At 63.8% G+C, this 24,290-nt stretch carries 14 protein-coding genes; 8 read left to right on the top strand and 6 right to left on the bottom strand.

The window, feature by feature from the left end:
* Nucleotides 1-98: 98 nt before the first annotated feature.
* From LBW87_RS10300 to LBW87_RS10285, 4 genes are all read left to right on the top strand, one after another.
* Nucleotides 99-2,372, top strand: coding sequence for a CHASE2 domain-containing protein (locus LBW87_RS10300; RefSeq protein ID WP_225201424.1), 2,274 nt, complete (start codon nt 99-101; stop codon nt 2,370-2,372).
* Nucleotides 2,373-2,831: 459 nt separating this feature from the next.
* Complete coding sequence (locus LBW87_RS10295; protein WP_225201423.1) at nt 2,832-4,466, top strand: ShlB/FhaC/HecB family hemolysin secretion/activation protein; 1,635 nt, start codon at nt 2,832-2,834, stop codon at nt 4,464-4,466.
* Between the two features lies 1 nt (nt 4,467).
* Nucleotides 4,468-8,295, top strand: coding sequence for a beta strand repeat-containing protein (locus tag LBW87_RS10290; protein ID WP_225201348.1), 3,828 nt, complete (start codon nt 4,468-4,470; stop codon nt 8,293-8,295).
* 8 nt (nt 8,296-8,303) lie between these two features.
* Nucleotides 8,304-9,110 (top strand): FecR domain-containing protein, encoded by an 807-nt coding sequence (locus LBW87_RS10285; protein WP_225201347.1) that lies wholly within the window; start codon nt 8,304-8,306, stop codon nt 9,108-9,110.
* A 28-nt stretch (nt 9,111-9,138) separates the two neighbouring features.
* On the opposite strand, the gene LBW87_RS10280 is transcribed toward LBW87_RS10285, so the two are convergent.
* Nucleotides 9,139-9,912 (bottom strand): MBL fold metallo-hydrolase, encoded by a 774-nt coding sequence (locus LBW87_RS10280; protein WP_225201346.1) that lies wholly within the window; start codon nt 9,910-9,912, stop codon nt 9,139-9,141.
* Nucleotides 9,913-10,340: 428 nt separating this feature from the next.
* Between LBW87_RS10280 and LBW87_RS10275 the strand changes: the two genes are divergently transcribed.
* The 3 genes from LBW87_RS10275 to LBW87_RS10265 all read left to right on the top strand — a co-directional run bounded on the left by LBW87_RS10275 (nt 10,341) and on the right by LBW87_RS10265 (nt 15,217).
* Nucleotides 10,341-11,966 carry an HD family phosphohydrolase gene (locus LBW87_RS10275; RefSeq protein ID WP_225201422.1) on the top strand — a complete coding sequence of 542 codons (1,626 nt, stop codon included), beginning with the start codon at nt 10,341-10,343 and terminating at the stop codon, nt 11,964-11,966.
* Between the two features lie 110 nt (nt 11,967-12,076).
* A complete protein-coding gene (locus LBW87_RS10270; RefSeq protein WP_225201345.1) occupies nt 12,077-13,660 on the top strand; it encodes a hypothetical protein in 1,584 nt (527 codons plus the stop codon).
* A 72-nt stretch (nt 13,661-13,732) separates the two neighbouring features.
* Nucleotides 13,733-15,217, top strand: a complete 1,485-nt coding sequence (locus LBW87_RS10265; protein ID WP_225201344.1) for a SulP family inorganic anion transporter — start codon at nt 13,733-13,735, stop codon at nt 15,215-15,217.
* A gap of 58 nt (nt 15,218-15,275) precedes the next feature.
* On the opposite strand, the gene LBW87_RS10260 is transcribed toward LBW87_RS10265, so the two are convergent.
* From LBW87_RS10260 to LBW87_RS10240, 5 genes are all read right to left on the bottom strand, one after another.
* The gene (locus LBW87_RS10260) at nt 15,276-15,779 is read right to left on the bottom strand and encodes a DUF1993 family protein (RefSeq protein WP_225201343.1); all 504 of its coding nucleotides are present in this window, start codon (nt 15,777-15,779) and stop codon (nt 15,276-15,278) included.
* 132 nt (nt 15,780-15,911) lie between these two features.
* Nucleotides 15,912-17,438: an efflux transporter outer membrane subunit gene (locus LBW87_RS10255; RefSeq protein ID WP_225201342.1), complete on the bottom strand. Its 1,527-nt coding sequence runs from the start codon at nt 17,436-17,438 to the stop codon at nt 15,912-15,914.
* Nucleotides 17,439-17,452: 14 nt separating this feature from the next.
* Entirely contained in the window at nt 17,453-20,641 is a 3,189-nt protein-coding gene (locus tag LBW87_RS10250) for an efflux RND transporter permease subunit (RefSeq protein WP_225201341.1), read from the bottom strand.
* A 42-nt stretch (nt 20,642-20,683) separates the two neighbouring features.
* On the bottom strand, nt 20,684-21,871 hold the full coding sequence (locus tag LBW87_RS10245; RefSeq protein WP_225201340.1) for an efflux RND transporter periplasmic adaptor subunit: 1,188 nt from the start codon (nt 21,869-21,871) through the stop codon (nt 20,684-20,686).
* 10 nt (nt 21,872-21,881) lie between these two features.
* A complete protein-coding gene (locus tag LBW87_RS10240) occupies nt 21,882-22,868 on the bottom strand; it encodes an alpha/beta hydrolase fold domain-containing protein (protein WP_413927637.1) in 987 nt (328 codons plus the stop codon).
* Nucleotides 22,869-23,117: 249 nt separating this feature from the next.
* Between LBW87_RS10240 and LBW87_RS10235 the strand changes: the two genes are divergently transcribed.
* Nucleotides 23,118-24,137 carry a LysR family transcriptional regulator gene (locus LBW87_RS10235; protein WP_225201338.1) on the top strand — a complete coding sequence of 340 codons (1,020 nt, stop codon included), beginning with the start codon at nt 23,118-23,120 and terminating at the stop codon, nt 24,135-24,137.
* The last annotated feature ends 153 nt before the right edge of the window (nt 24,138-24,290 follow it).

Below are 24,290 nucleotides of genomic sequence, written 5' to 3'. Positions count from 1 at the left end.
ACCCGATTTGCGCCGATGTTCATTAATGCTACATGGCAAGATTGTGGCGGCCTCGATCTGCTGGCATGATCGCAGCCAACAAGATTCCGGGGGAAGTGATGTTGCGTCGATTGCGTCAGGCGGGGGCCAAGTATTGGGCACGCTGGTTGCTGGCACTGGTGTTGACGGCAATCGCCGCAGCCCAGGTGACGGCGTATTTGCCGGGCGAGTGGGTGGGGCGGCTCGACCTGTTCTTCTATGACCTGCGCATGCGGGTGGTCAAGCCGGTGTTGGATCCGCGCATCGTCATCGTCGACATCGACGAAAAGAGCATCGCCGAGATCGGCCGCTGGCCCTGGAGCCGCGACGTGGTGGCTGAACTGGTGCGACAGATGACGCAAACCTACCAGTCGCCGTCGGTCGGCTTCGACGTGGTGTTTGCCGAGCCCGATACCAGTTCCGGGTATGGCCGGCTGGAGCAACTGGCCCGTGGCGAACTCAAGGATGTGCCGCAGTTCAGTCGCCAGTTGCAGGGCCTGAAGTCCGAGATGGATTACGACGCCCGGCTGGCCGCCGCTCTGCAGGGGCAACCGGTGGTGATGGGCTACAACCTGTCCAACGAAGCCGGCGCCATCGCCAAGGGCCAATTGCCGGCACCCGCCTTTACCGTCGACGACCTCGGTGGACGGCGTCTGGATGTGACCCGCTGGCGCGCCTACGGCGCCAACTTGCCGCAACTGCAGCAGGCCGCGCGCTCGGGGGGCTTCTTCAACCCGCTGCCGGACGACGACGGCCTCATTCGCGCGGTGCCGCTGGTGGCGCAGGTGGGCGACAATTTCTATGAATCGCTGGCGCTGGCGACGGCACGCGTGGCCTTGAAGGGGGCGCAGATCAAGCCGGTGTTCCTGCAGAACGATGCGGTGCTGTCGGAGCAGCAATTGCGCGACTATGGCGCACTCGATTCGATTGCCGTGGACGTCAAGCCGGAGCCGCTCTTCATTCCCGTCGAGCGGCACCTGACCACGCTGGTGACCTATCGCGGCCACGGCGGCCCGGCCGGCGGCGCATTTCGTTATGTGCCGGCCGTGGATGTGTTGAAGGGGCGCGTGCCGCATCAAGACCTGGATGGCCGCATCATGCTGGTCGGCACCACCGTGCCCGGCCTGAACGACTTGCGGGCGACACCGGTCAGCCCGGTCTATCCGGGGGTCGAGGTGCACGCCAACCTGATCGCTTCGATCATCGACGGCGACTTCAAGCAGCGTCCTGAATTTGCGGTGGGCTACGACCTGATCCAGGTGTTGCTGATCGGCCTGGTGCTGGGCTTGCTGCTGCCGATGCTGGGACCGTTGTGGTCGGTGGTGCTGACCCTGCTGGTGGGCGGCGGCCTGGGCGCGTTCAATTTCTGGCTGTATGACGCCGGTGGGCTGGTGTTGCCGCTGGCGACCGCATGGCTGCTGGTGGCGGCCATGTTCATCAGCAATCTGGGCTGGGGATACCTGTTCGAATACCGTAACCGGCGCGCCATCGTCAACCTGTTCGGCGAATATGTTGCGCCCGAACTGGTGGCCGAGATGGCGGCCAACCCGGCCAGCTACAACATGGAAGGCGAGATCCGCGAGCTGACCGTGATGTTCTCCGACGTACGCGGCTTCACCACGATTTCCGAAAGCCTGCAGCCCAATGAATTGCGCGAATACATCAATGCCTACCTGACCGCCATGTCGGAAGACATTCGCGGCAACCGCGGCACGCTCGACAAGTACATCGGCGACGCCGTCATGGCGTTCTGGGGGGCGCCGCTGAACCTGCCCGACCATGCCGCGCGGGCGGTGACGACGGCGCTCCAGATGCAGCGGACCACGATCGCCTTGAACGAAGAATTCGTGCGTCGCAACTGGCCGCCGCTGAAGATCGGCATCGGCCTCAACACCGGTTCGATGCGCGTGGGCGACATGGGCTCGAAGATTCGTCGGGCTTATACGGTGATGGGCGACGCGGTCAATCTGTCGTCGCGGCTGGAATCGATCACCAAGGTCTATGGGGTGGGCGTGCTGGTGGGGCAGGCCACGCGTGACGCCGCCCCGGGTTTTGTCTATCGCGAACTGGACCGGGTACGGGTCAAGGGCAAGAACGAGCCGGTGCCGATCTTCGAGCCGCTGGCGGCCGAAGGTGAGCTCGATCCTGCCGTGGCCGCTGACGTGGCGCAATGGCACACGGCGCTGGCCCTGCTGCGCGCGCAACAGTGGGATGAAGCCGAGCGCCTCATCGTGGCCCTGCAGGATAAATCGCCGCATGGCCTGTACACGCTTTACCTGGAGCGCATCGGCCACTTCCGCATGGCGCCGCCCCCTACCGATTGGGATGGCGTGACCACCTTCGACACCAAGTAGCGCACCGCCAGCTGCACATGTTCAGAACGGCATTGTCGATTTGAACATTGTTGTCTGGCGCGCCACGCATTAATTTCCATGTGGAAATTAATGCGTGGGAAAACTGCCTGCAGGCCAGCGCGGGCGGGGTTTTTGCGCGATTTGTGTCGACGCCCGCGAGGCGAATATCTATACTTTACAGGCGTCAAGGAAGGCAAAAACGCTGCAACAAAAGCGCGGCATTTCTTGATTCTCACGGCAGGGGAATTTCTTCGATCTTCAAATGATGGCATTGGCCGCGGCGTCTTCGGGCGCGCGCGGCCGTGGCCGATTGAGCATCAACGAAAGACGCTTGCTAAGCCACGGCAAAAATACGGGCGTCGTCAGGGCGGCGCATCCGAAAAGACAAGAAACAGGGAGGCGAGTGACCCGAACACGGGCGTTCGCACAGGGATGAAACAGAGCTTTCAACACACCGTCATGGGGATGGCGCTGGCGACGGCCGCGCTGGGCGCGTTCGCACAGGCGCCGGCCGCGGCCAGCCAGGAACCGGTCGCCATGGCCGATGAGCGATTCGAGATCAAGCGCTTCGAGGTCCAGGGCAACACCCTGCTCAAGCCCGCCGAAGTCGATCATGCAGTCAGTCCCTTCACTGGCGCCGGTCGCGTCTATGGCGACGTGCAGAAGGCGCTCGAAGCGCTCGAAGGCGCTTATCGCGCCGCCGGTTACAGCGCCGTCCAGGTGTTCGTGCCCGAGCAGGAACTGAGCGCTGGCGTGGTGCGCATCGACGTGGTCGAGTCCGTGATCGGTCGCGTCACCGTGGCTGACAACAAGCATTTCAGCGAAGCCAACATCCGCGCCAGCATTCCGGCCCTGCAAGAGGGGACGACCCCCAATCTGCGGCGCATCTCGGAGTCGGTGCAACTGGCCAACGACAACCCGGCCAAGCAGGTCAACGTCAACCTGGCCGCCGCCGAGGCCGATGGCAAGATCGACGCCACCGTCAACGTCACCGACTACCACCCGCTGCGGGTGATGCTCACCGTCGACAACAGCGGCACCGCCGACACCGGCCACTTCCGCACCGGCGTGGCGCTGCAGCACTCGAACCTGTTCGACCGCGACCATGTGGGCACGGTGGCCTACACCACCTCGCCCGACAGCCCCTCCGGTTCCAAGGTCGACCTCTATTCGCTCGGTTACCGGGTGCCGGTCTACGGCATGGGCGACAGCATCGATTTCATCTACGGCAAGTCCAACGTCACGTCGGGCCAGTCGCCCACGCTGGGTTCGGTGCTGTCGATCACGGGTAAGGGTAACGTCTACGCGATGCGCTGGAATCACTTTTTTGCGCGCCAGGGCGAGCTGACCAGCAAGCTGGTGTTTGGCGCCGACTACAAGAAGGTCGATTCGACCTGCTCGCTGCTGGGCATCAACGCCGGCATCGAAAGCTGCGCGCCTTATTCCACGCTGCCACTGTCGGTGACCTACAGCGCCCAGAAGCAGAGCATCGGCCAGGTTCTCGACTACAACCTCGGTATCGCCCGCAACATTGCTACCGGCACGGCGCGCACCGGTGCCACCACCGGTATCACCGACCGTTACTCGGCGTTTGCCAGCGGCCGCCGTGCGGCCGACCATTTCGTCATCGTGCGGGGTGGCGCGTCGCTGTTCAAGGGATTCGGCAATGACTGGCAAATGCGCCTGGCCAGCACCGTGCAGGTGTCGCCCAATGCGCTGGTGCCGGTCGAGCAGTTCGGCCTGGTCGGGGCGTCGGCGGTGCGCGGCTTCACCGAGCGCGCGGTGTCGGCCGACAGCGGCATATTCATCAACAGCGAAATCTATACCCCGGACCTGCTGGCCAAGAGCGAGGTCAAGGGCAGCCTGCGCCTGCTGGGCTTCATCGATGCCGGGCGCGGCTTCAACAACAACACCGAAGGCAGCGCGATCAGTTCCACGCTCAGCGTGGCCAGCATCGGCTTCGGCGCGCGCTATGCGCTGGGCCGCGACTTCAACCTGCGCCTCGATGTGGCGCGGGTCCAATTGAACGGTGGCGCCGCGCTGGAAAAGCGCGGCGACCTGAATGCCCACCTGAGCGCTGTCCTGGGGTTCTGACATGACACAGACAACAAGAAATTCCGCCAAGCCCGCCATCGAACTGATGCCACCCTCGATCCTGATGCGCGTGGGGCGCCGTCGCCTGACGCTCACCTGGCGTCCGCGCCTGCGCTTGCCCAGCTTGTTGTCGGGCCTGTTGCAGCGTTCATGGAAGCGGGTGCTGGCGCCGACGCTGAAGGTGTCGATTGCGGCCGCCGCCGTCTGCGGCGCCTGGCAGATGCCGGCCCTGGCGGCCGCGCCGGCGGCGGGCACGCTGCCTACCGGCTGGAGCGTGGTCAATGGCAGCATCACCTTTACCCAGAACGGCAACACGCTCAACATCAACCAGCTCTCGCCGCAGGCGATTGCCAACTTCGTCTCGTTCTCGATCGGCTCGGACGCCACCGTCAACGTCAACCAGCCCAGTTCGCTGGCAGCGCTGCTGGCGCGGGTGACCGGCGGCGACATCTCGCAGATCTACGGCAAGCTGACCGCGCCCGGCACGGTGGTGCTGTACAACCCGAACGGCCTGGTGATCGGGCCGGGCGGCATGGTCGACGTCGGCCGCTTCGTCGGCACCACGCTCAACATCAGCGACAGCGACTTCCTGGCGGGCAAGTTCAATTTCGTCAAGCAGGGCACCGCTGGCGCGGTCGATAACCAGGGCACCATCCAGTCGGCCACTGGCGGCAGCGTCTACCTGGTCGGCAGCAGCGTGAGCAACAGCGGCGTCATCAAGAGCGCAGGCGGCGAAGTGATCCTGGGCGCCGGCGACACCGTGACCCTGGCCGACACTGCCACCCCTGGGGTGACGGTCAAGGTCACCGGCGGCGCCGGCAGCGTAACCAACCTGGGCACCATTACCGCCGACGCCGGTCGCATCGGCGTGGCGGCGGGCCTGATCAACAACAGCGGCGTCATCAGCGCATCGAGCGTGGTCAAGGAAGGTGGTCGCATCTTCCTGCGCGCCTCGCAGAAACTGACCACGGCGGCTACATCCAGTATCACGGCCGACGGCACGGTGGGCGGTAACGTCACGCTGTATTCGGATGGCGCAGCCTATATCGACGGTAATGTCTCGGCCACCGGCGCGGCCGGGCATGGCGGTTTCGTCGAGACCTCGGGCCTGAAGCAGCTGGACGTGGTGAAGGCGCCTACCGTGGGTTCGGGCGGCACCTGGTACATCGATCCGTATAACCTCGAAGTGGTGTCGACCAACAACATCGCCGACGACATCGCCAACGCCGGCAATGTCATCACGTCCATTGGCGAGACCTCGCGCATCAGCAATGGCACCATCAACCAGATGCTCAATGCCAACCAGAGCGTGGTGCTGGCCACTGGTGGCGATACCGGCACCGGCGGCAATATCACGGTCAATGCGGACATCACCAATAACTTCGGCTATGGCACGACACTGACCTTGAAGGCCGATGCCAACATCAACATCAATGCCAACATCACCAGCAACGTCACGCTGCCGATGGGGCTGGTGCTGACCACCAACTATCGCGACAGGAATGCCGGCAAGTTCGAGGTGAAGGTCGGTCCGTTTGCCACCATACGCACAGGCGGCGACGTGCTCATCAGCAATGGTGCGACAGGCAACGCCAACGGCACGCTCAACCTGACCAACAATGCCACTCTGGATGTCGGCAGTGGCAGCCTGAAGGTTGGCTCTATCGACATGTCTACCGATGCCAACCTGACGTTGGGCAGCGGCGCTTCACTGGTTGCTACCAGCCTCAGCACCTTGAGCGGGGCCAGCGTGACGGCCATCAACGCGAGCTTGGTTCAGATCGGGACCCTGAGCAATATAGGCAACGTAACGCTGAGCGGCGTGAGCAATGCAACCGTGGGTAATGTTGACAACCAGGGCCGCCTCACATTGCGTGATACCAATTTCACGGTCAGTACCGCTTTCGAGAACAACTACAACGGTACGCTGACTACTGGCGGCGTGACCAACATCACTCTCAACGGCAATTTGACCAATCACGACGGCGCCAATATCGGATTCGGCGGCGCCGACCAGAGCAGCGGCACTACCAACGTTACCGGCAGCGGTACATTGGTGGCCGATGGCGGCTATGTGGTGGTGGCTGCCACGTCGGGCTATGCCAGCGAGGGCGGGGGTGCTGGCGCCAACAATAGTGGTTATGCGCATACGCTCAACATGACCAATAGCGGTGGCCTGAAATTAGTCGATAGCGGTATCCTGGTTCTCAATAGCGATCAGGCCACGACCAGATTGAACAAGCTGGTGGTGCAGGCGGGATCCATCGAAAGCCGTGGTGGCGTGGTCGTCAATGATGGCAGCCTGAGTGTGTCAGGCAGTACCCTGATCGATTCCGGCAAGCTTGAGATCAGCGGCGGCAATACGACGTTCAGTGGTACCACTAACATCACCGGATCTGGCTCCGTTCGCCTGACCGGCGGCAATCTCACTGCCAACGGCACGGCCGTGATCGACGGCAGCGTGAACATGCAGAATGCATCAAACCTGACGCTCAACGCCAATACCAGCGGCAGCGGATCGATCAGGCTGACGGGTAGTGACGAAGGTGGGGGCGGAGAAGGTTTCAATAGCTTAGCCGTGACGACGCCGAGCGGCCCGACCCTGGTGCTGGGTAATGTCAGCTCCACCATGGATATCGACATCAGCAACGCCACCATGCAACTCAATGGCAGCGTGCGCCTGAATGGCCTGTCGCTGTCGGGTGCGGCAACCGTCAACGGCGCGGCCGGTTCGCGCCTGAACGTGTCGGAGTCGTTCTCGCAGAGCGGCGGCACCATGACCCTGGCCGATGCCGCCTTGAGCAGCAACAGTTGCGGCACCTTGTATGTGGGTAACATCACGGCCAACAACCTGGTGATCGACTCGCAGAGCGGCAGTATCAGCCAGAACAGCGGCACCTCGCTGCACGTCAAGACGCAATTGATCGCAAAGGCCGTCACTGGCATCAACCTGGCGGGCGTGGAAGGTAACCAGATCGCGGCATTCGCGGCCAATAACAGCGGCACCGGCGACATCAAGCTGGTCAATAGCCTCAACAGCAGCGACACCAGTGCCGTGATTCTCAATGGCGTCAGCACTGCCACCGGCAATATCACTATCGATAACACGGGCGCCCTGCAGACCGCAGCGATTGGCAGCAATGCCGATTTCCTGGGCGCTTTGCCGACCGCCAATACCAATACGGCAGCTACCAAGCTGGCCATGCTGGGCATCAATACCACCGGTCAGATCAAGACCGTCAACGGTAATGTATCCGTGGCCACGCATAGCCCGCTGACCATCGGTTCGGGCGGCGTGAGCGCGGGCGGCAACATCGGCCTGACCGCCGGCGCGGCCAACGATCCGACCAGTAACCTGATTACCAATGGGGTGCTGTCGGGTGCCAACATCAACCTGACCGCCGGCAATAACCTGACCGTCAATGCCAATGTGGTGGCGACTGGCGCCTATACGCCATCGGCGCCAACCGGTTCGGTGTCCTATGGTGCCGGCGTGTCGTACACGCAACTCGGTAACGCGGCGGTGATTCCGAATCCGGCACCAGCTACGACCACGAATTCTGGCAGCAACACCAATGTGACGACGCAAGCCCAGAGCCAGCAAGTCCAGAGCCAGCAGGCCCAGAGCCAGCAAGCACAGAGCCAGCAAGCACAGAGCCAGCAAGCACAGAACCTGCAGAGCACGGTCAACATCACGCAACTCGGCAGCGGTTCGAAAAGCATTAGCGATGTCCAGCAAAGCGGCGGCAGTTCGCAAAGCAGCGGCAGCGGTAGTTTCGGCGAAGCGGGTGACGGCAAGAGCCCAAAGAAACTGCCGATGTGCACCTGAGGCCAGCCATGCTCAACACCATCATCACCAATCGCATCACCGGGCAGGCAATGAATTCATTTAGAGAAAACCGCAGCAGCCTTTTTGCCCGCCAGTTCCTGTTGTGGACGCTGGCCCTGGCGCTGCTGGGCACCAGCCTGGCAGCGCAGGCGCAACAGGTGGTCGGCCAGGTCACCCACCTGTCGGGCGTGCTCACCGTGCGTCACGCCGATGGCACACGCAAGGTGCTGGGCCTGAAGTCGGCCATCCTGCAGGGCGATACCCTCATCACCGAGCGCGAAACCTATACCCGCGTGAAGTTTGTCGACAATGCCGAGATCGTGTTGCGTCCGGGTAGCGAAGTGTCGGTGGACAAGTATGTCTATGACGAAAAGAAGCCCGAGAATGACTCGGTCGCCATCGGCCTGGTCAAGGGCGGCTTGCGGGCAGTGACCGGGCTGGTCGGCAAGCGTAATCACGAAGCCGTGAACTTCAATACGCCAACCGCCACCATCGGCATTCGCGGCACCAATTTCGGCGCGATCTTCTGCCAGGCCGACTGCGGCGGTATTCCAACCCCGACCGGCGCACCGCCGGCACCGGGGCTGTACATCGACGTCGCCACCGGCGCCGTGCTGGTCGCCAACGGCGGTGGCCAGCAACTGTTCAACGCCGGGCAGTTCGGTTTCGTGCCGGGCCCGAACCAGCCACCTGTCATCGTGCCGCCCGCCAGTGGCTTGCAGTTCGTGATGCCGCCCACCATCAGCCAGAACAGCAATAACGGCAACAAGGCCGTGGGTGCGACCAAGGGCGCGCCGGAGTGCGTGGTTCAGTAAGGTAGACGACGCCCCGCAAGGCGGGGCGTCAGAATTGCAAGACGGTGCCGGGCGCGAGCATGCGCGGCTGATGACTGCCGCGGCCGTCGGCGATCTCTTGCGTGATCTGCGCCACCTGGCTGGGTTTGGCATGCGTGACCAGCACTTCGGGATGGCTGCGCAGTTTTTCCAGTTCGGCATGCAGCAGGCCGGGGCACAGGTGCTTCGACAGCAACGCCAGCTCGCGCTCGCAATCGGCGAAGGCGGCTTCGATGATCAGGTAGCGCAGGTCGGCGATGGAATTGACGGCTTCCCACAGCGGGTCGCACACGGTAGTATCGCCGCTGAAGGCGAGCGAGGCGCCGCTATCCAGGTTGTGCAGGTGGTAACCGACGGCAGGCACCGTGTGCAACGCCGGCAGCGGCGTGATGTTGCGGTCGCCGACGGTGACCGGCTGGCCCAGTTCGACCGTGGCGAAACGCAGAAACGGTGCATCCGGCGTAGGGATCTGGCTGAAGTCGGGCCAGATGTGCCAGTTGAAGATGTGACGGCGGATGATCTCCAGCGTGGCGGCCGTGGCGTGCATGGTGATCGGGGTGCTGCGCATGTCGCCCACGCTGTCGACCATCAGTGGCAGGCAGGCAATATGGTCCAGGTGCGCGTGGGTGATGAAGACGTGGTCGATCCTGGCCAGGCGCTCCAGTGGCAGGTCGCCGACGCCGGTGCCGGCGTCGATCAGGATGTCGTCGTCGACCAGCAGCGAGGTAGTACGCATGCCGTTTCCGCCGATACCACCGCTGCAACCGAGAATTTCTACACGCATGTCAAAGCCATCGTTAGTGTTTTAAGCCGCGCAAGCTACTTGCACTAGCTGTCGTTGCAGGCCGGAAACCCCCTCCCAGACTGGATTTGCGAAAAATATGGCAAATCTTGCAACAATGTTCGATGTTAAGTTATTCAGGCTTCTAAATCAACGAAAAGAACCCCCCGTAAAGCGCTTGTGTTGCTGCCTGTGCTGTCCCTGTACAAAGCATGTCATCAAGTTGTAAGGACTAGCCGCAGAATTGCAGGCGATTTGGCCTCAAGCTCGCGGTAAGCCCGGCATCGGCGCGGCCTTACAATCCGCAAGATGCCGTCAGAGCATCTTCGAAAACGTCAGAAAGCGCCGCGAGGGCGCACTGAACGGGTCCATAACCGATTGGCAACATGAACGCACCCGACTTTTCATCCACTACTGTGCCGGCCGACGCCATGGACAAGCAGCGTGACATTTCTTACAGGCTGGACCAGCTCACCGAGCTGAGCCGGGCGCTCGGCAACAGCCGCGATATCCCGCGCCTGCTCGAGCGCATCCTGCTGACGGCCAAGGACATCACCCGGGCCGACGGCGGCACGCTGTATCGTATTGACGATAGCGACAACAGCCTGATGTTCTACATCTCGCTCAACGACACCCTGGGCATGCACCAGGGCGGCACCAGCGCCCAGCCGATCTCGATCCCCAACATCGCATTGACCCTGCCCGACGGTCAGCCCAATCTGTCGGCGGTGGCGGCCTATGCGGCCAATACCCGCAAGTCGGTCAACGTCCCGGACGTCTACCAGGCTACCGACTTCAACTTCAACGGCATGCGCCTGTTCGACGAAAAGTACGGTTACCACTCCAAGTCTTTCCTGACCGTGCCGATGCAGGACCACGAGGGCGAACTGGTTGGCGTGTTGCAACTGGTCAATGCCATCGATCCCGTTACCGGCGAGCCGGTGCCGTTTTCGGAGACCGACCAGCATTTCATCGAGGCGCTGGCCTCGCAGGCGGCCATCGCCATGGCCAACCAGCAACTGATCCAGCGCCTGGAAAGCCTGTTCGAAGGCCTGATCAAGTTGATCAACGTCGGCATCGGCGAAAAATCGCCGCACACCGGTCGCCATTGCGAACATGTGCCGGAACTGGCCATGATGATCGCCGAGGCGGTGCACGACACCACCGATGGCCCGCTGGCCGATTTCCGGATGACCGACGCCGACCGCCGCGAGCTGTGGGTGGCGGGCCTGCTGCACGATTGCGGCAAGATCGGCACGCCGACCCACATCGTCGAAAAAGCGACCAAGATGGAAACCATCTTCGATCGCATCCACCTGGTCGATACCCGCTTCGAAGTCATCAAGCGCGATGCCGAGATTCGCGTGCTGCACGAAAAACTGGCGCTGGGCGCGGCGTTGACCCCGGCCCATAGCGCCGAACTCGACGCCCGCCTGCAGGCCGAATTCGCCCAGCTCGACGATGAACGCGCCTTCTTGCGGCATAGCAATTTCGGTACCGAAGGCATGCGCGCGGAAGACCAGCAACGCGTGCTCGATATCGCCGCGCGCCACTGGCGCGGTCCGGACGGACAGTTGCGTCCCCTGCTGGACGAGGAAGAGGCCGGCAACCTGCGCATCCGCGCCGGCACCCTCAACGATGCCGAGCGCCAGATCATCAACAACCACATCGTGGTGACGATCAAGATGCTGGAGTCCTTGCCCTGGCCCAAGCAATTGCGCAATGTCACCGAATATGCCGGCGGCCACCACGAGCGGGTCGATGGCAAGGGGTATCCACGCGGACTCACCCGCGACCAGATGTCGGTGCCGGCGCGCATCATGGCGGTGGCCGATATCTTCGAGGCGGTCACGGCAGCCGACCGCCCCTACAAGCGCGGCAATACGCTCAACGAGGCGATCGATATTCTTTCCGGTTTCCGCGCGCGTAACCATATCGATCCCGATATCTTCGACGTCTTCATCCGTAACAAGGTCTACCAGCGCTATGCGGAGCAGTTCATGCATGCCAGCCAGATCGATGAGGTCGACCTGTCGAAGATTTCCGGCGCCGCCTGACGCACTTGGGCGGAACCGTTCGCATTTGGGTTATGCTGCCGGATGAGCGGCGCAGACCAGGTGTGTGATTCGACTGCGCCCCCTGCATCCCTGCGTATCGAGGAATCGTATTGTCCCAGGCAGTAACCGCTCCCGCTGCATCTGCGCTTGCCGGTAAAAAGCGCTCCAACTTCATCGGCCGCCATTGGCGCGGCGACTATTCGCTTGGCCGTTCCTACTGGCTGCACACGGTGTTGCTGTCGTCGTTGCTGCCGGCGTTCGCCATCTCGGTGCTGGCGCGGCTGACCAATGACATGCCGGCCCGGGTCGGTGTCGGCGGGGTGCTGGTCATTGCCGCCTTCAGTTATGTCGCCTGGACCTGGGGCGTGCGCGGATGCTGGATGTCGGCCAGTCGCCACGTAGAACGCGGCGGACGCCGCTGGGCCGAGGTGGTGGTCAAGTTCCTGATCATCTGCGGCGCCATCAGCGTGATATCGAGCAGCTGGAATGCGCGCCATTCGCTGCGCCAGCAGTTCGATATCGCGCGCGGCAAGCAGCTGGGGCCACCCGTCAGTTATCAGCTGCGGGTCGACGGCAGATCGGTGCTGCTGCAGGGCGGCATGAACGACGGCGCCGCCGAGGGCCTTGAGGCGCTGCTGCAGCGCTCGCCCGAGGTCCGTACGGTGGTGCTGTATTCGGCCGGTGGCTGGGTGCGTGAAGGCAAGCTGGTCGGTGAAGTGATCAAGCGCCACGGCCTCGACACCTATGTCGAGCAGGAGTGTTCGTCTTCCTGCACCCTGGCGTTTCTGGCCGGGCGCGAACGTGCCATCGATCCGCGCGCCCATATCGGCTTTCACACCCTCTACACCGTGGGTGGCGATGACCGCATCAACAAGGGCTTCGACCGCAAGCTGACCTTCGACACCTACCAGAAGTTCGGACTGCCGCGCGACTTCATCGAACACATCGCCAATACTGCGCCAAGTGGCAGCTGGTACCCGGAACTGGGCCAATTGCTGCAGGCCGGGGTGGTGACGCGCCTGAGCAGCGGCGGCGAGACCGCGCGCCTGGCCACCATCGCCACCACGCGCGGCATCCTCGAACACGAATTCACCCGCACCGCGCTATTCGATATCATGGCGCGCTATCACCCGCAGGACTTCGCCCGCATGATCGACCTGGCCTGGGCCCGGGTCCAGGCGCACGCGTCGGATGCCGAGATCACCGCCGTCGGGCGCGAGCAGGTCGGCGTGCTCAGCCGCAAGTTGCTGCCGATCGCATCCGACGAATCGCTGCGCGAGTTCCAGCAACTGTTGCTGGACCAGGCAGTGGCGCTGCGCGGCATCAGCGCGGCGGCTTGCACCGAATTGATTTACCCGCGTTCGCGCAGCGATGCCGCAGCCGGTCGCGAAGTGCCCCAGGCGGCATTGTCGGGCGACTTCGCCACTCGTGAGTTGAGCATGACGCAACACCTGATGCGCGACGCCCAGGCCGCCAATGCGGTGCGCTTTTCATTGGCCGAGCGCACCCGCGTGATCCGCCGCGCGCTGGCGCCGCTGACCCAGGACCAGCTCAAATTGTTGTCGTCGCCGCAGCGCCGCCAGGCTGACCCGCCCGCTACTTGCGACGCCTCGATTGCCTACCTGCGCGCGGTCAATGACTTGCCGGACGACGAGCGACGCACCGCATTGCGGGTGATCTATTCGCGAGACTGAGCGCGGCCGTAGGCGGTGTAGAATCGCGGCTTTCCCCGGCGCATCCTGGCGCCACCACGCAGTCTGCCTTCCATGACCCAACTTGATTCTTCCCCTGCCGTGGCTGTTTCACGGGCAGTGACCCTGCGGCGCGAAACGCTGGCCGGCCTGACCACCTCCTTTGCCCTGGTGCCCGAATGCATCGCCTTTGCGCTGGTGGCGCAGCTCAATCCACTGATGGGGCTGTACGGCGCTTTCTTCATCTGCACCATCACCGCGCTGTTCGGCGGGCGTCCCGGCATGGTGTCGGGCGCGGCCGGCTCGATGGCGGTGGTGATCGTGGCCTTGGTGGTACAGCATGGCGCGCAGTATTTTCTGCTCACGGTGCTGCTGTCGGGCCTGGTGATGCTGCTGTTCGGTGCGTTGCGGCTGGGCAAGCTGGTGCGCATGGTGCCGCATCCGGTGATGCTGGGTTTCGTCAATGGACTGGCGATCGTCATCGCATTGGCGCAGCTGGAACATTTCCGGCACGACAGCGGGTCCGGCCCGCAGTGGCTGCACGGCACGCAACTGGCGACCATGATCGGCCTGACGCTGGCCACCATGCTGGTGACCTGGCTGCTGCCCCGCGTGACCCGCGCGGTGCCTCCCGCGCTGGTAGCCATCGTCGGCGTCGGCCTGGCGACGCATCTGTTGAATGTGCCCACGCCGACCCTGGGCGACATGGCCAGGATTGCCGGCGGCCTTCCGCTGTTTCACTTCCCCGAGGTGCCGCTGAACCTGGAAACGCTGCGCATCGTCGGGCCCTATGCGGTGCTGATGGCTATCGTCGGTTTGCTCGAAACGCTGCTGACATTCAACCTGACCGATGAAATCACCGCCTCGCGCGGGCAGCCCAATCGCGAATGCCTGGCGCTGGGGGCGGCCAATATCGCCTCGGGCCTGTTCGGCGGCATGGGCGGCTGCGCCATGATCGGCCAGACCATGATCAACCTCGGTTCGGGCGGTCGTTCGCGGGTCTCGGGCGTGGTGGCCGGCGTGATGATCCTGCTGTTCATCCTGTTCCTGTCGCCGGCCATCGAGCGCATCCCGCTGGCGGCGCTGGCCGGGGTGATGTTCGTGGTGGCGCAGGAAACCTTCGCATGGGGTTCGTTGCGGGTCCTGGGCCGGGTGCCCAGGAGCGACGCCATCGTGATCGTCGCCGTGACCATCATCACCGTCTTCACCGACCTGGCGGTGGCGGTGCTGTGCGGCATCGTGATCGCCGCGCTCAACTTTGCGTGGCAGCATGCACGCGAGATTCGCGCCGACATCGCCGACACCGAAGGCGCGCGCACCTACCTGCCGCACGGCACCCTGTTCTTCGCGTCGGTGGCGCATTTCCTGGAGCTGTTCGATATCGCCCACGATGCGCCGGCGGTGGTGCTCGATTGCCGCCACCTGCGCCTGGCCGACCATTCGGCTATTGCCGCGCTGGAGACCCTGCGTGAGCGCTATACCCGCGTCGGCAAGTCGCTCGCCATCGTGGGCCTGTCGGCACGCTGCGAAGCCCTGTTGCAACGCGCCGGCACCGTATAGGCAAAAAAAAGCCCGCCAAAGGCGGGCAAGTACCACGGGAATCTTCTTCGAGGCCGGCTTACAGCCCCAGGTAATCCATCTTGCCCAGCTTGACGCCCTTGTGCCGCAGGATGTCGTAGGCGGTGACGACGTGAAAGCTGAAGTTGGGCAGCCCGAACCGGGTCAGGTAGTCGAGCCCGCTCATGCTCTGCTCTTCGCCGCGCAACATCATCTTGACCTGGCGTTCTTCCTGGCCGTCGATGGCGTCGGCCGGAATCCCCTCCAGAAACACGATGGTCTTGTTGATGCGCGCCTGCAGCTCGTCGAAGCTGGTCTCGTCGTCGGCGAAGTTGGGCGCGGCCAGACCCGACAGGCGGCTGGCGGTGGCCTTGGCGGTGTCGCTGGCACGCTGGACCTGAGCCGTCAGCGGATACATGTCGCCGAACAGTCGCGCCGACAGCAGCACCTGATATTCAAGTTGCTGTTCGTCGGCATGCTGCTCGGCGCGGTCCAGCAGGGCGGACAGGTTCTGCATGCCCTTGATGAGCAGTGGAATGCTGATTTGGTGCAGGGTGATGGACATGGTTTTCTCGTAGGCAGGTGATCGGAATGGCTGTCGTCCTGACGCAAGTCAGGACCCAGCGTCTTCTAGCGTCATCATCAGGTCGCTGAAAAAGTCGCTGGGTCCCGGCCTGCGCCGGGATGACGCAGTGATTTAGTTAGTGCTGTTGGCTTGCGACAGGCGGGTCTCTGGCGCGGCGGCCGGCACCGGTCCCCAGCCGCCACCCAGGGCGCGGATCAGGTTCACGGTCGAGCGTGCCCGTTCGCCATCCAGCTGCACCGACACGCGTTGCTGTTGCAGCACCGTGCGATCGGCGTCGATCACGCCAAAGTAACTGACCGAACCTTCGCGATACTGCACATGCGACAGCTTGGCTGCACGGGCCGAAGCCGCCACGGCTTCATCCTGCGCGCGGTTCTGGTCGCCCAGGATGCGCAGGTTGGCCAGGTTGTCCTCGACTTCGCGGAAGGCATTCAAGACCGTGCCGCGATAGGTCGCGACCTGCTCTTCATAGCTGGCACGGGCGCGGTCGACTCCGGCCTGGCGTCGGCCGCCATCGAACAGCGGCATGCTCAAGGCAGTACCCACCAACGGACCCAGCAGGAAAGTGCGGCTGGACCAGTTGAACAGATCGCCCAGTTGCGCCGACTCGTAACCCAGGCCACCGGTCAGGTTGAGACTGGGGAAGAAGGCCGACCTGGCCACGCCCACGCGGGCATTGGCGGCCGCCATCGCGCGCTCGGCGGCGGCGATATCGGGACGGCGTTCGAGCAGCGTCGACGGCAATCCGGCCGGCACGTCGAGGGTGATGCGCGACAGGGGGCGGGCCGGCAGCGAGAATTCGGCCGGCGTGCTGCCCAGCAGGATCGCCAGTGCATGTTCAGCCGTTGCCCGCTGGCGGGCGATGCCGAATGCTTCCGACTGCGCCGAGGCCAGTTCCGATTTGGCGCGGGCGACGTCGACTTCGCTGATGTCGCCTTCATCGAAACGTCGCTGCACCAGTTTCAGCGACTGGCCACGCAATTCCACCGTGCCACGATACAACTCGAGCGCCGCATCAAGCTCACGCACCTGGAAGTATTGCTGCGCCACGTCGGCCTGCAATGCCAGCAGCACCGAATGGAACAGCGCTTCGCTGCGCTGGGCGTCGGCCGTGGCGGCATCGACGCTGGACGAGACGCGACCGAACAGGTCGACCTCGTACGACACGCCAAGCTGGGCGCGGTACAGCGTCGACGGCCGGGTATCGGCGTCGGCCGCCAGGCCTTGCGAGGCCGGCGATGGCCGCTGGCGGGTGGCGCCGATGCCGGCGTCGACCTGCGGCAGGTAGCTCGAACGGGCGTCGCGCGTCAGGGCACGGGCCTGGCCGAGCCGGGCGGCGGCCGCCTTCAGGTCGAAGTTGGCGTGCTGGGCACGCTCTTCGAGCGCGTTCAGGCTGTCATCGCCGAAGATCTTCCACCATTCGCCGCGGGTGATGTCTTCGGCGGGCTGGGCGGTCTTCCACTGGCTGCCGTCCTGGCCGTGCTGAGGGCCGGCTTCCTTGAAGGCGGCCGGGGTGTCGACCGAAGGGCGGTCATAGGTCGGCGCCACCGAGCAGCCGGCCAGCGCCAGCAGCGCTGCCAGCAGGACCGAACTGATGCGCACCGGGCGCAGCAGGGAGTTCATCGTAAGTGCTTTCATTTTCTTGGCTCCAATTAGTGCGTGCTGCTCTGCGGGCTGGTCAGCGGGGCTTCGTGATGCGAAGCCGAGTGCAGCTTGCGGCGGTTGATGGTACGCAGCAGGACATAGAACACCGGTGTCAGGAACAGTCCGAACAGAGTCACGCCCAACATCCCGAAGAACACCGCGATACCCATCGCATAGCGCATTTCCGAACCGGCGCCGCTCGACGTCACCAGCGGGATCACGCCCATGATGAAAGCGATCGAGGTCATCAGGATCGGACGCAGACGCAGGCGGCTCGATTCGATCGCAGCCTGCACCGCCGTGCGGCCCTGCATTTCCAGTTCACGGGCAAACTCGACGATCAGGATCGCGTTCTTGGCCGACAGCCCCACCAGCACCATCAAGCCGATCTGGGTGAAGATGTTGTTGTCACCCTTGGTCAGCCAGACGCCGGTCAGCGCCGCCAGGATGCTCATCGGCACGATCAGGATCACCGCCAGCGGCAAGGTCAGGCTTTCATACAGCGCGGCCAGCACCAGGAACACCAGCAACACGCTGATCGGGAACACCCACACGCCGGCATTGCCTGCGAGGATCTTCTGGTAGGTCAGGTCGGTCCATTCAAACTTCACGCCACGTGGCAGGGTGGCAGCGGCCACCCGTTCGGCAGCGGCTTGCGCCTGGTCCGACGAATAACCGGGGGCCGGACCACCGTTGATGTCGGCTGCGGTATAGCCGTTGTAGCGCACCACCATTTCCGGACCATAGGTCTGCTTGACCTTGACCACCGATGACAGCGGCACCATCTCGCCGGCTTCGTTGCGGGTCTTCAGTTGCAGGATGTCCTCGGCCTTGGCGCGGAACGGCGCATCGGCCTGGGCCCGCACCTGGTAGACGCGACCGAAGCGGTTGAAGTCGTTCACGTAGAGCGAACCCAGGTAGATCTGCATGGTGTTGAATACATCGGTGACCGGAATGCCCAGTTGCTTGGCCTTGACCCGGTCCAGGTCGACATCGAGTTGCGGCACGTTGATCTGGTAGCTGGAGAACATCGGACCCAGTGCCGGTTCCTTGGCGGCGGCCTTCATGAACTGCTGTGCAGCCTTGTCGAGTTCGGCATAGCCGACCGCGTCACGATCTTCGATCTGCATCTTGAAACCACCCAGCGTACCGAGGCCCATCACCGGTGGCGGCGGGAACACGGCAGTGAAGGCTTCCTTGATGCCGCCGAACTTCTTGTTGAGCGAGGCCGCAATGGCGTTGCCCGACAGTTCCTTGGCGCGACGCTCTTCGAACGGTTTCAGGCCGACGAAGACGATACCGGCCGACGAGCTGTTGGTGAAACCATTGATCGACAGGCCGGGGAAGGCGATGGCGCTGTCCACGCCCGGTTCCTTCAGCATGATCTCGCTCATCTTGCGCATCACGTCTTCGCTGCGATCGATCGAGGCGCCGTTGGGCAATTGGGCGAAGGCCACCAGGTATTGCTTGTCCTGGCCGGGCACGAAGCCGCCTGGCACAAGGTAGGAAATACCCAGGGTCGCCGCCAGCAGCACCACATACACCGCCATGGTGGAGCCCTTGCGCTTGATCACGCCGGTCACGCCACGGCCATAGCTGTCGGAGGCACGGTTGAAGAAGCGGTTGAAGCGCACGAAGAAGCCGCCCAGGAAGCGATCCATCACGCGGGTCAGCCAGTCAGGTTTTTCGCCATGGCCCTTGAGCAGCAGGGCTGCCAGCGCCGGCGACAGGGTCAGCGAGTTGAAGGCCGAGATCACCGTCGAGATGGCGATGGTCATGGCGAACTGCTTGTAGAACTGGCCGGTAAGGCCGGTCATGAAGGCCAGCGGCACGAACACCGCCACCAGCGTGAGCGCAATGGCGATGATCGGGCCCGACACTTCCTGCATGGCGCGATAGGTCGCGTCCCGCGGCGACAGGCCGGCGCTGATATTGCGCTCGACGTTCTCGACCACCACGATGGCATCATCGACCACGATACCGATGGCCAGCACCATGCCGAACAGCGACAGCGCATTGATGGTGTAGCCGAAACCCAGCATCAGCGAGAAGGTACCGATGATCGATACCGGCACCGCCAGCAGCGGGATGATCGAAGCGCGCCAGGTCTGCAGGAACACGATCACCACGATCACCACCAGCAGGATCGCTTCGAGCAGCGTATGCACCACCGCCTCAATGGATGCCCGCACGAACTGGGTCGGGTCATACACGATGCGATATTCGACCGACGACGGGAAGTCCGCCGACAGTTCCTTCATTGCCGCACGCACCTGCGTGGAGACATCCAGCGCGTTCGCGCCGGGGGCCTGGAAGATCGGGATGGCGACGGCCGGCTTGTTGTCCAGCAGCGAGCGCAGGCCGTATTCGGAGGCCGCCAGTTCGACCCGGGCCACATCGCCCAGGCGCGTCACGGCGCCATTGGGCGAACCCTTGAGGATGATGTCGCGGAACTCGGCCTCGGTCTTGAGGCGACCCTGGGCGTTGACCGACAGCTGTACCGGCACGTCGGGCGAACTGGGCGAGGCGCCGATCACCCCGGCGGCGACCTGCACGTTCTGTTCGCGAATCGAGCGCACCACATCGGTGGCGGTGAGGCCGCGTTGCGCCACCTTGTTGGGATCGAGCCAGACCCGCATGGCGTAGTTGCCCGAGCCGAACATGCCGACTTCACCCACGCCCTGGATGCGCGCCAGGCGATCCTTGACGTTGAGCACCGCATAGTTGCGCAGGTAGGTGGTGTCGTAGCGGTTGTCGGGCGAGATCAGGTGCACCACCATGGTCAGCGTGGGCGAACTCTTGATGGTCGTCACGCCCAGGCGCTGCACATCTTCGGGCAGGCGCGGCAAGGCTTGCGCGACCCGGTTCTGCACCAGTTGCTGGGCCTTGTCGGGATCGACCCCGAGGCGGAAGTTGACGGTGATGGTGAGATTGCCGTCGCTATTGGCCTGCGACTGCATGTAGAGCATGTTCTCGACACCGTTGATCTGCTCTTCCAGCGGCGAGGCCACTGTCTCGGCGATCACCTTGGGGTTGGCGCCCGGATACTGCGCGCGCACCACCACCGAAGGCGGCACCACTTCCGGATATTCGGAGATCGGCAACTGCAGCATGGCCAGCACCCCGCCCAGCACCAGCAGTACCGATAGCACGCCCGCGAAGATCGGGCGATCGATAAAGAATTTAGAGATATTCATTTGAAGGTTCCTCCAGCACCGTATTCGGTGCTGATGTTTTTATTAAGCCTTGGCGTCGGTCTTTGGTTCGGCTTGCATCGGCACCACGGTCGGCGTGATCGCATCGCCCGGACGAATCCGTTGCAGGCCATTGACCACGACGCGCTCACCCGACTTCAGGCCCTGCTCGATGACCACCAGTCCATCCTGGCTGGCGCCCACGCGCACCTGGCGATAGGTGGCGTGGTTGTTGCCGTCGGCGACCATCACGAAGCGCTTGTCCTGGTCGGTGCCGAGCGCCTTTTCGTCGATCATCACAGCCTCGTGCGGCGCACCGCCACCCAGTCGCACGCGGGCGTACAGGCCCGGGATCAACTGGCCATCGGCGTTATCGAACACGGCCCGCACGCGGATCGTGCCGGAGGCGGTGTCCAGCCGGTTGTCGACCGAGCCGACCTTGCCCTGGCGCGAGTAGCCGTCTTCATTGGCCAGGCCCAGCGACACTGGCACCGAGGTGCCGGCCGCGCGCGCCGGGTTGACGTACTTCAGGAAGCTCTGTTCATCGACGTCGAACGAGGCATAGACCTTCGATACCGACACCAGGGTCGTCAGCGAGGCGTTGGCCGAGCCGGGATTGACCACATTACCCACCGTGACTTCGGCGCGCGAGATGCGGCCCGAGACGGGCGCGGTGATCTGGGTGTATTCCAGGTTCAGGCGGGCTGCGCGCAGGGCGGCCTTGGCGGCGGCGACATTGGCCGCGGCTTCACGCGATGCATTCTGCTTTTCTTCATAGTCGCGACGGGCGATGGCGTTGTCGCCCAGCAGGCGCTGGCCGCGTGCCACGTCCGAGGCGGTGTAGGCCGCGCGGGCTTCGGCGCCTTGCAGTTGCGCTTCGGCGCGGGCCACCTCGGCCGCATATGGGCGCGGGTCGATGGTAAAGAGCACGTCGCCCTTCTTGACCAGCGCGCCATCCTTGAAGTGCACCGCAGTCAGCGTGCCCGACACCAGCGGACGCACATCGACCCGGTCGACGGCTTCGATACGGCCCGAATAGGCTTGCCAGTCGACGATTTGGCGATTGACCACTTCGGCCACATCGACTGCGGCCGCCGGCGGCGCGGCCGGTGCGGTGCTGGCGTTGGCCGACAGGCCGACGGCGGAAATGGCGCCGCCGACCGTCAGGGCGATGACGGCCAGCACGGTGGCGGTAAGGGCAAAGCGACGGCGTAATGTTGTTGGGGAGTTCATGTTCTAGGCCTCAAAGGGAAGGTTGGAAAGCAAAGGGGATGTAGCCATCGCTGCTGTTCTTGGAAAAACGGCAGCGCAGGAAATTGACGATTTCGGTCAGCAGCGGAATATGGGTGCGCAGCGCGCCATGGGTGATGCCGACAAACCGCGCGACCTGGGTCGGCACGCCGGCCAGCATCAGGCCGGAGGCGTATTTCTCGGCTTCCGGGCACAGCACGTCGCGCTCGGCGGTGGCGATGAAGGCGGCCGGCAGGCCGGCCAGGCGGCTCACTTCCAGCGGCGCGGCATACGGGTGCAGGCGCTGCATGGTTTGCGGCAGGTACTGGCGGTAGCGGGTGGCGCAGCTTTCCACGCTGAGGTCGGACTTGAGGCGGTCGGCGTCGCCCACCAGGCGCATGCTGGGGTCCAGCATGGGGCTGATCAGGACTTGCGCGGCCAGCGGACGGGCGCAGCGGTCGCGCGTCATCAGGGTCAGGCTCACGGCCAGGCCGCCGCCGGCGTCATCGCCCGCGACCACCATGCGATCGATGTCGATATTGATTTCGTCGGCGTGCTTGCAGGCCCAGACGGCAGCGGCGTAGGCGTCTTCCGGGGCGGCCGGGAAAGGCTTGGCAGGCGCCAGCGAATACGCCACCGACAGCACCACGCTGTCGCTGTACTGGGCGATGAAGCGGGCCGGGGCATCGGCGTCGTCCAGCGAGCCGCCGACGAATCCGCCGCCATGGAAATACATCACCAGCGGCAGTGGCTTCTGCTTGCCGGCAGCCGCATCCCGCACCGGCTGGTACAGCCGCACCGGGATGCGCCCCAGCGGGCCGGGAACGAAGAAATCGCGGATGTTAAGAGAAAGCGAGCCGTGCATGATGTGCGCCTTGGCCAGATGCCATTGTGGGAGAGTGAGGCGGATTGTGCGCCACAGCACGGACTCAAATAAACTCATATAATCCAACAACACTGTTCGCCAAGCTCGAACAATCACGAGATCGAACGACGGCAAAATGCGGCTCAGCATGACACTGGCCAGCCAGTCGACGAGCGTGACCAATTGCTTGGCGAGTTGTTTGTTCGAAAATTGTTTTTGATGGATTTGGATGTTTTTCCGGTAGATTTCGACGAAATTGATGAAATCTGTCCATCGTTTTGCAAGAGCTGGCATCGGGGGCGATGGCGGTTCGGCACCGGATTTGCGCGCGCCCCCGCATGCCCCCACCCCGGCTTTCGGGTGGCGGGATAACAGGAGAGAGCGATGGACCGTTTTCAAGCGATGCAGGTATTTACCGCCGTGGTCGATGCCAACAGTTTCACGCGAGCAGCAGATAACCTGAATTTGCCGCGTACCACCGTCACCACCATCATCCAGGGCCTGGAAGGCCTGCTGCAGGTGCGCCTGCTCAATCGCACCACGCGCCGCATCAGCCTCACGCCCGACGGCGCGGCCTACTACGAGCGTTGCGTGCGCATCCTGGCCGATGTGGACGAGACCGAACAATCGTTTCGCAATGTCACGCGCGGTCCGCAGGGGCGCCTGCGCATCGACGTGCCGGCCTCGATCGGGCGCCTGCTGCTGCTGCCCAACCTGTGCGACTTCTATACCAAGTACCCCGACATCGAACTGGCCATGGGCATGGGCGACCGTCCGGTCGACATGGTCCAGGAGGCGGTCGACTGCGTGCTGCGCGTCGGCGCCCTGCAGGACTCGTCGATGGTGGCGCGCCGCGTCGGCACCTTCCAGACGGTGACTTGCGCGGCGCCCCTCTACCTCGAGCGCCACGGCGTGCCGCACACCATCGAGGACCTGGTCAACCACAAGTCGGTGCACTATTTTTCGAGCCGTACCGGGCGCACCATCGACTGGGACTTCGTGGTCGACGGCGTCACCCGCGAGGTGAAGATGGACGGCAAGCTGTCGGTAAACGACGGCGATGCCTACGTCGATTGCGCGTTGCAGGGCTTCGGGATCGTGCAAGCCCCCCTTTACATGGTCATGCGGCATATCGAAGAAGGCCGCCTGGTCGAACTGCTGTCGCAGTGGAAGCCGGCGCCGTTGCCGATCTCGGTGGTCTACCTGCACAACCGCCACCTGTCGCCCAAGGTGCGCGCCTTCGTCGACTGGGTCGCCGAACTGTTCTCTACCTGTCCGCTGCACAAGGCCTGCACCATGGGCATGGAAACGGTCGAGGGCGAATGCCGCTTCGTCGACCATGCCGTGCCCAGCACGGTGCGCAACGTGGTCGAGCAGCACAACATCGCCGAAAGCGTGTTCTAGCCACACGAGGCGCGACGTCGGGCAAGGCTGGCCGATGCTGTTCATGGTCTGGTCTTCCTGTATTGGACGGCGGCGACGACCGGGCGTCACCGGCCTTGATGGCGGTGGCTGCGGGGTGGTCGGATGGATGGGTATGCGCGGAATCGCCGGGCC

The sequence above is a fragment of the Herbaspirillum sp. alder98 genome (assembly GCF_020179755.1).
Classification (GTDB): Bacteria; Pseudomonadota; Gammaproteobacteria; order Burkholderiales; family Burkholderiaceae_D; genus Herbaspirillum.
This window is presented reverse-complemented; position numbering and strand designations above follow the sequence as displayed.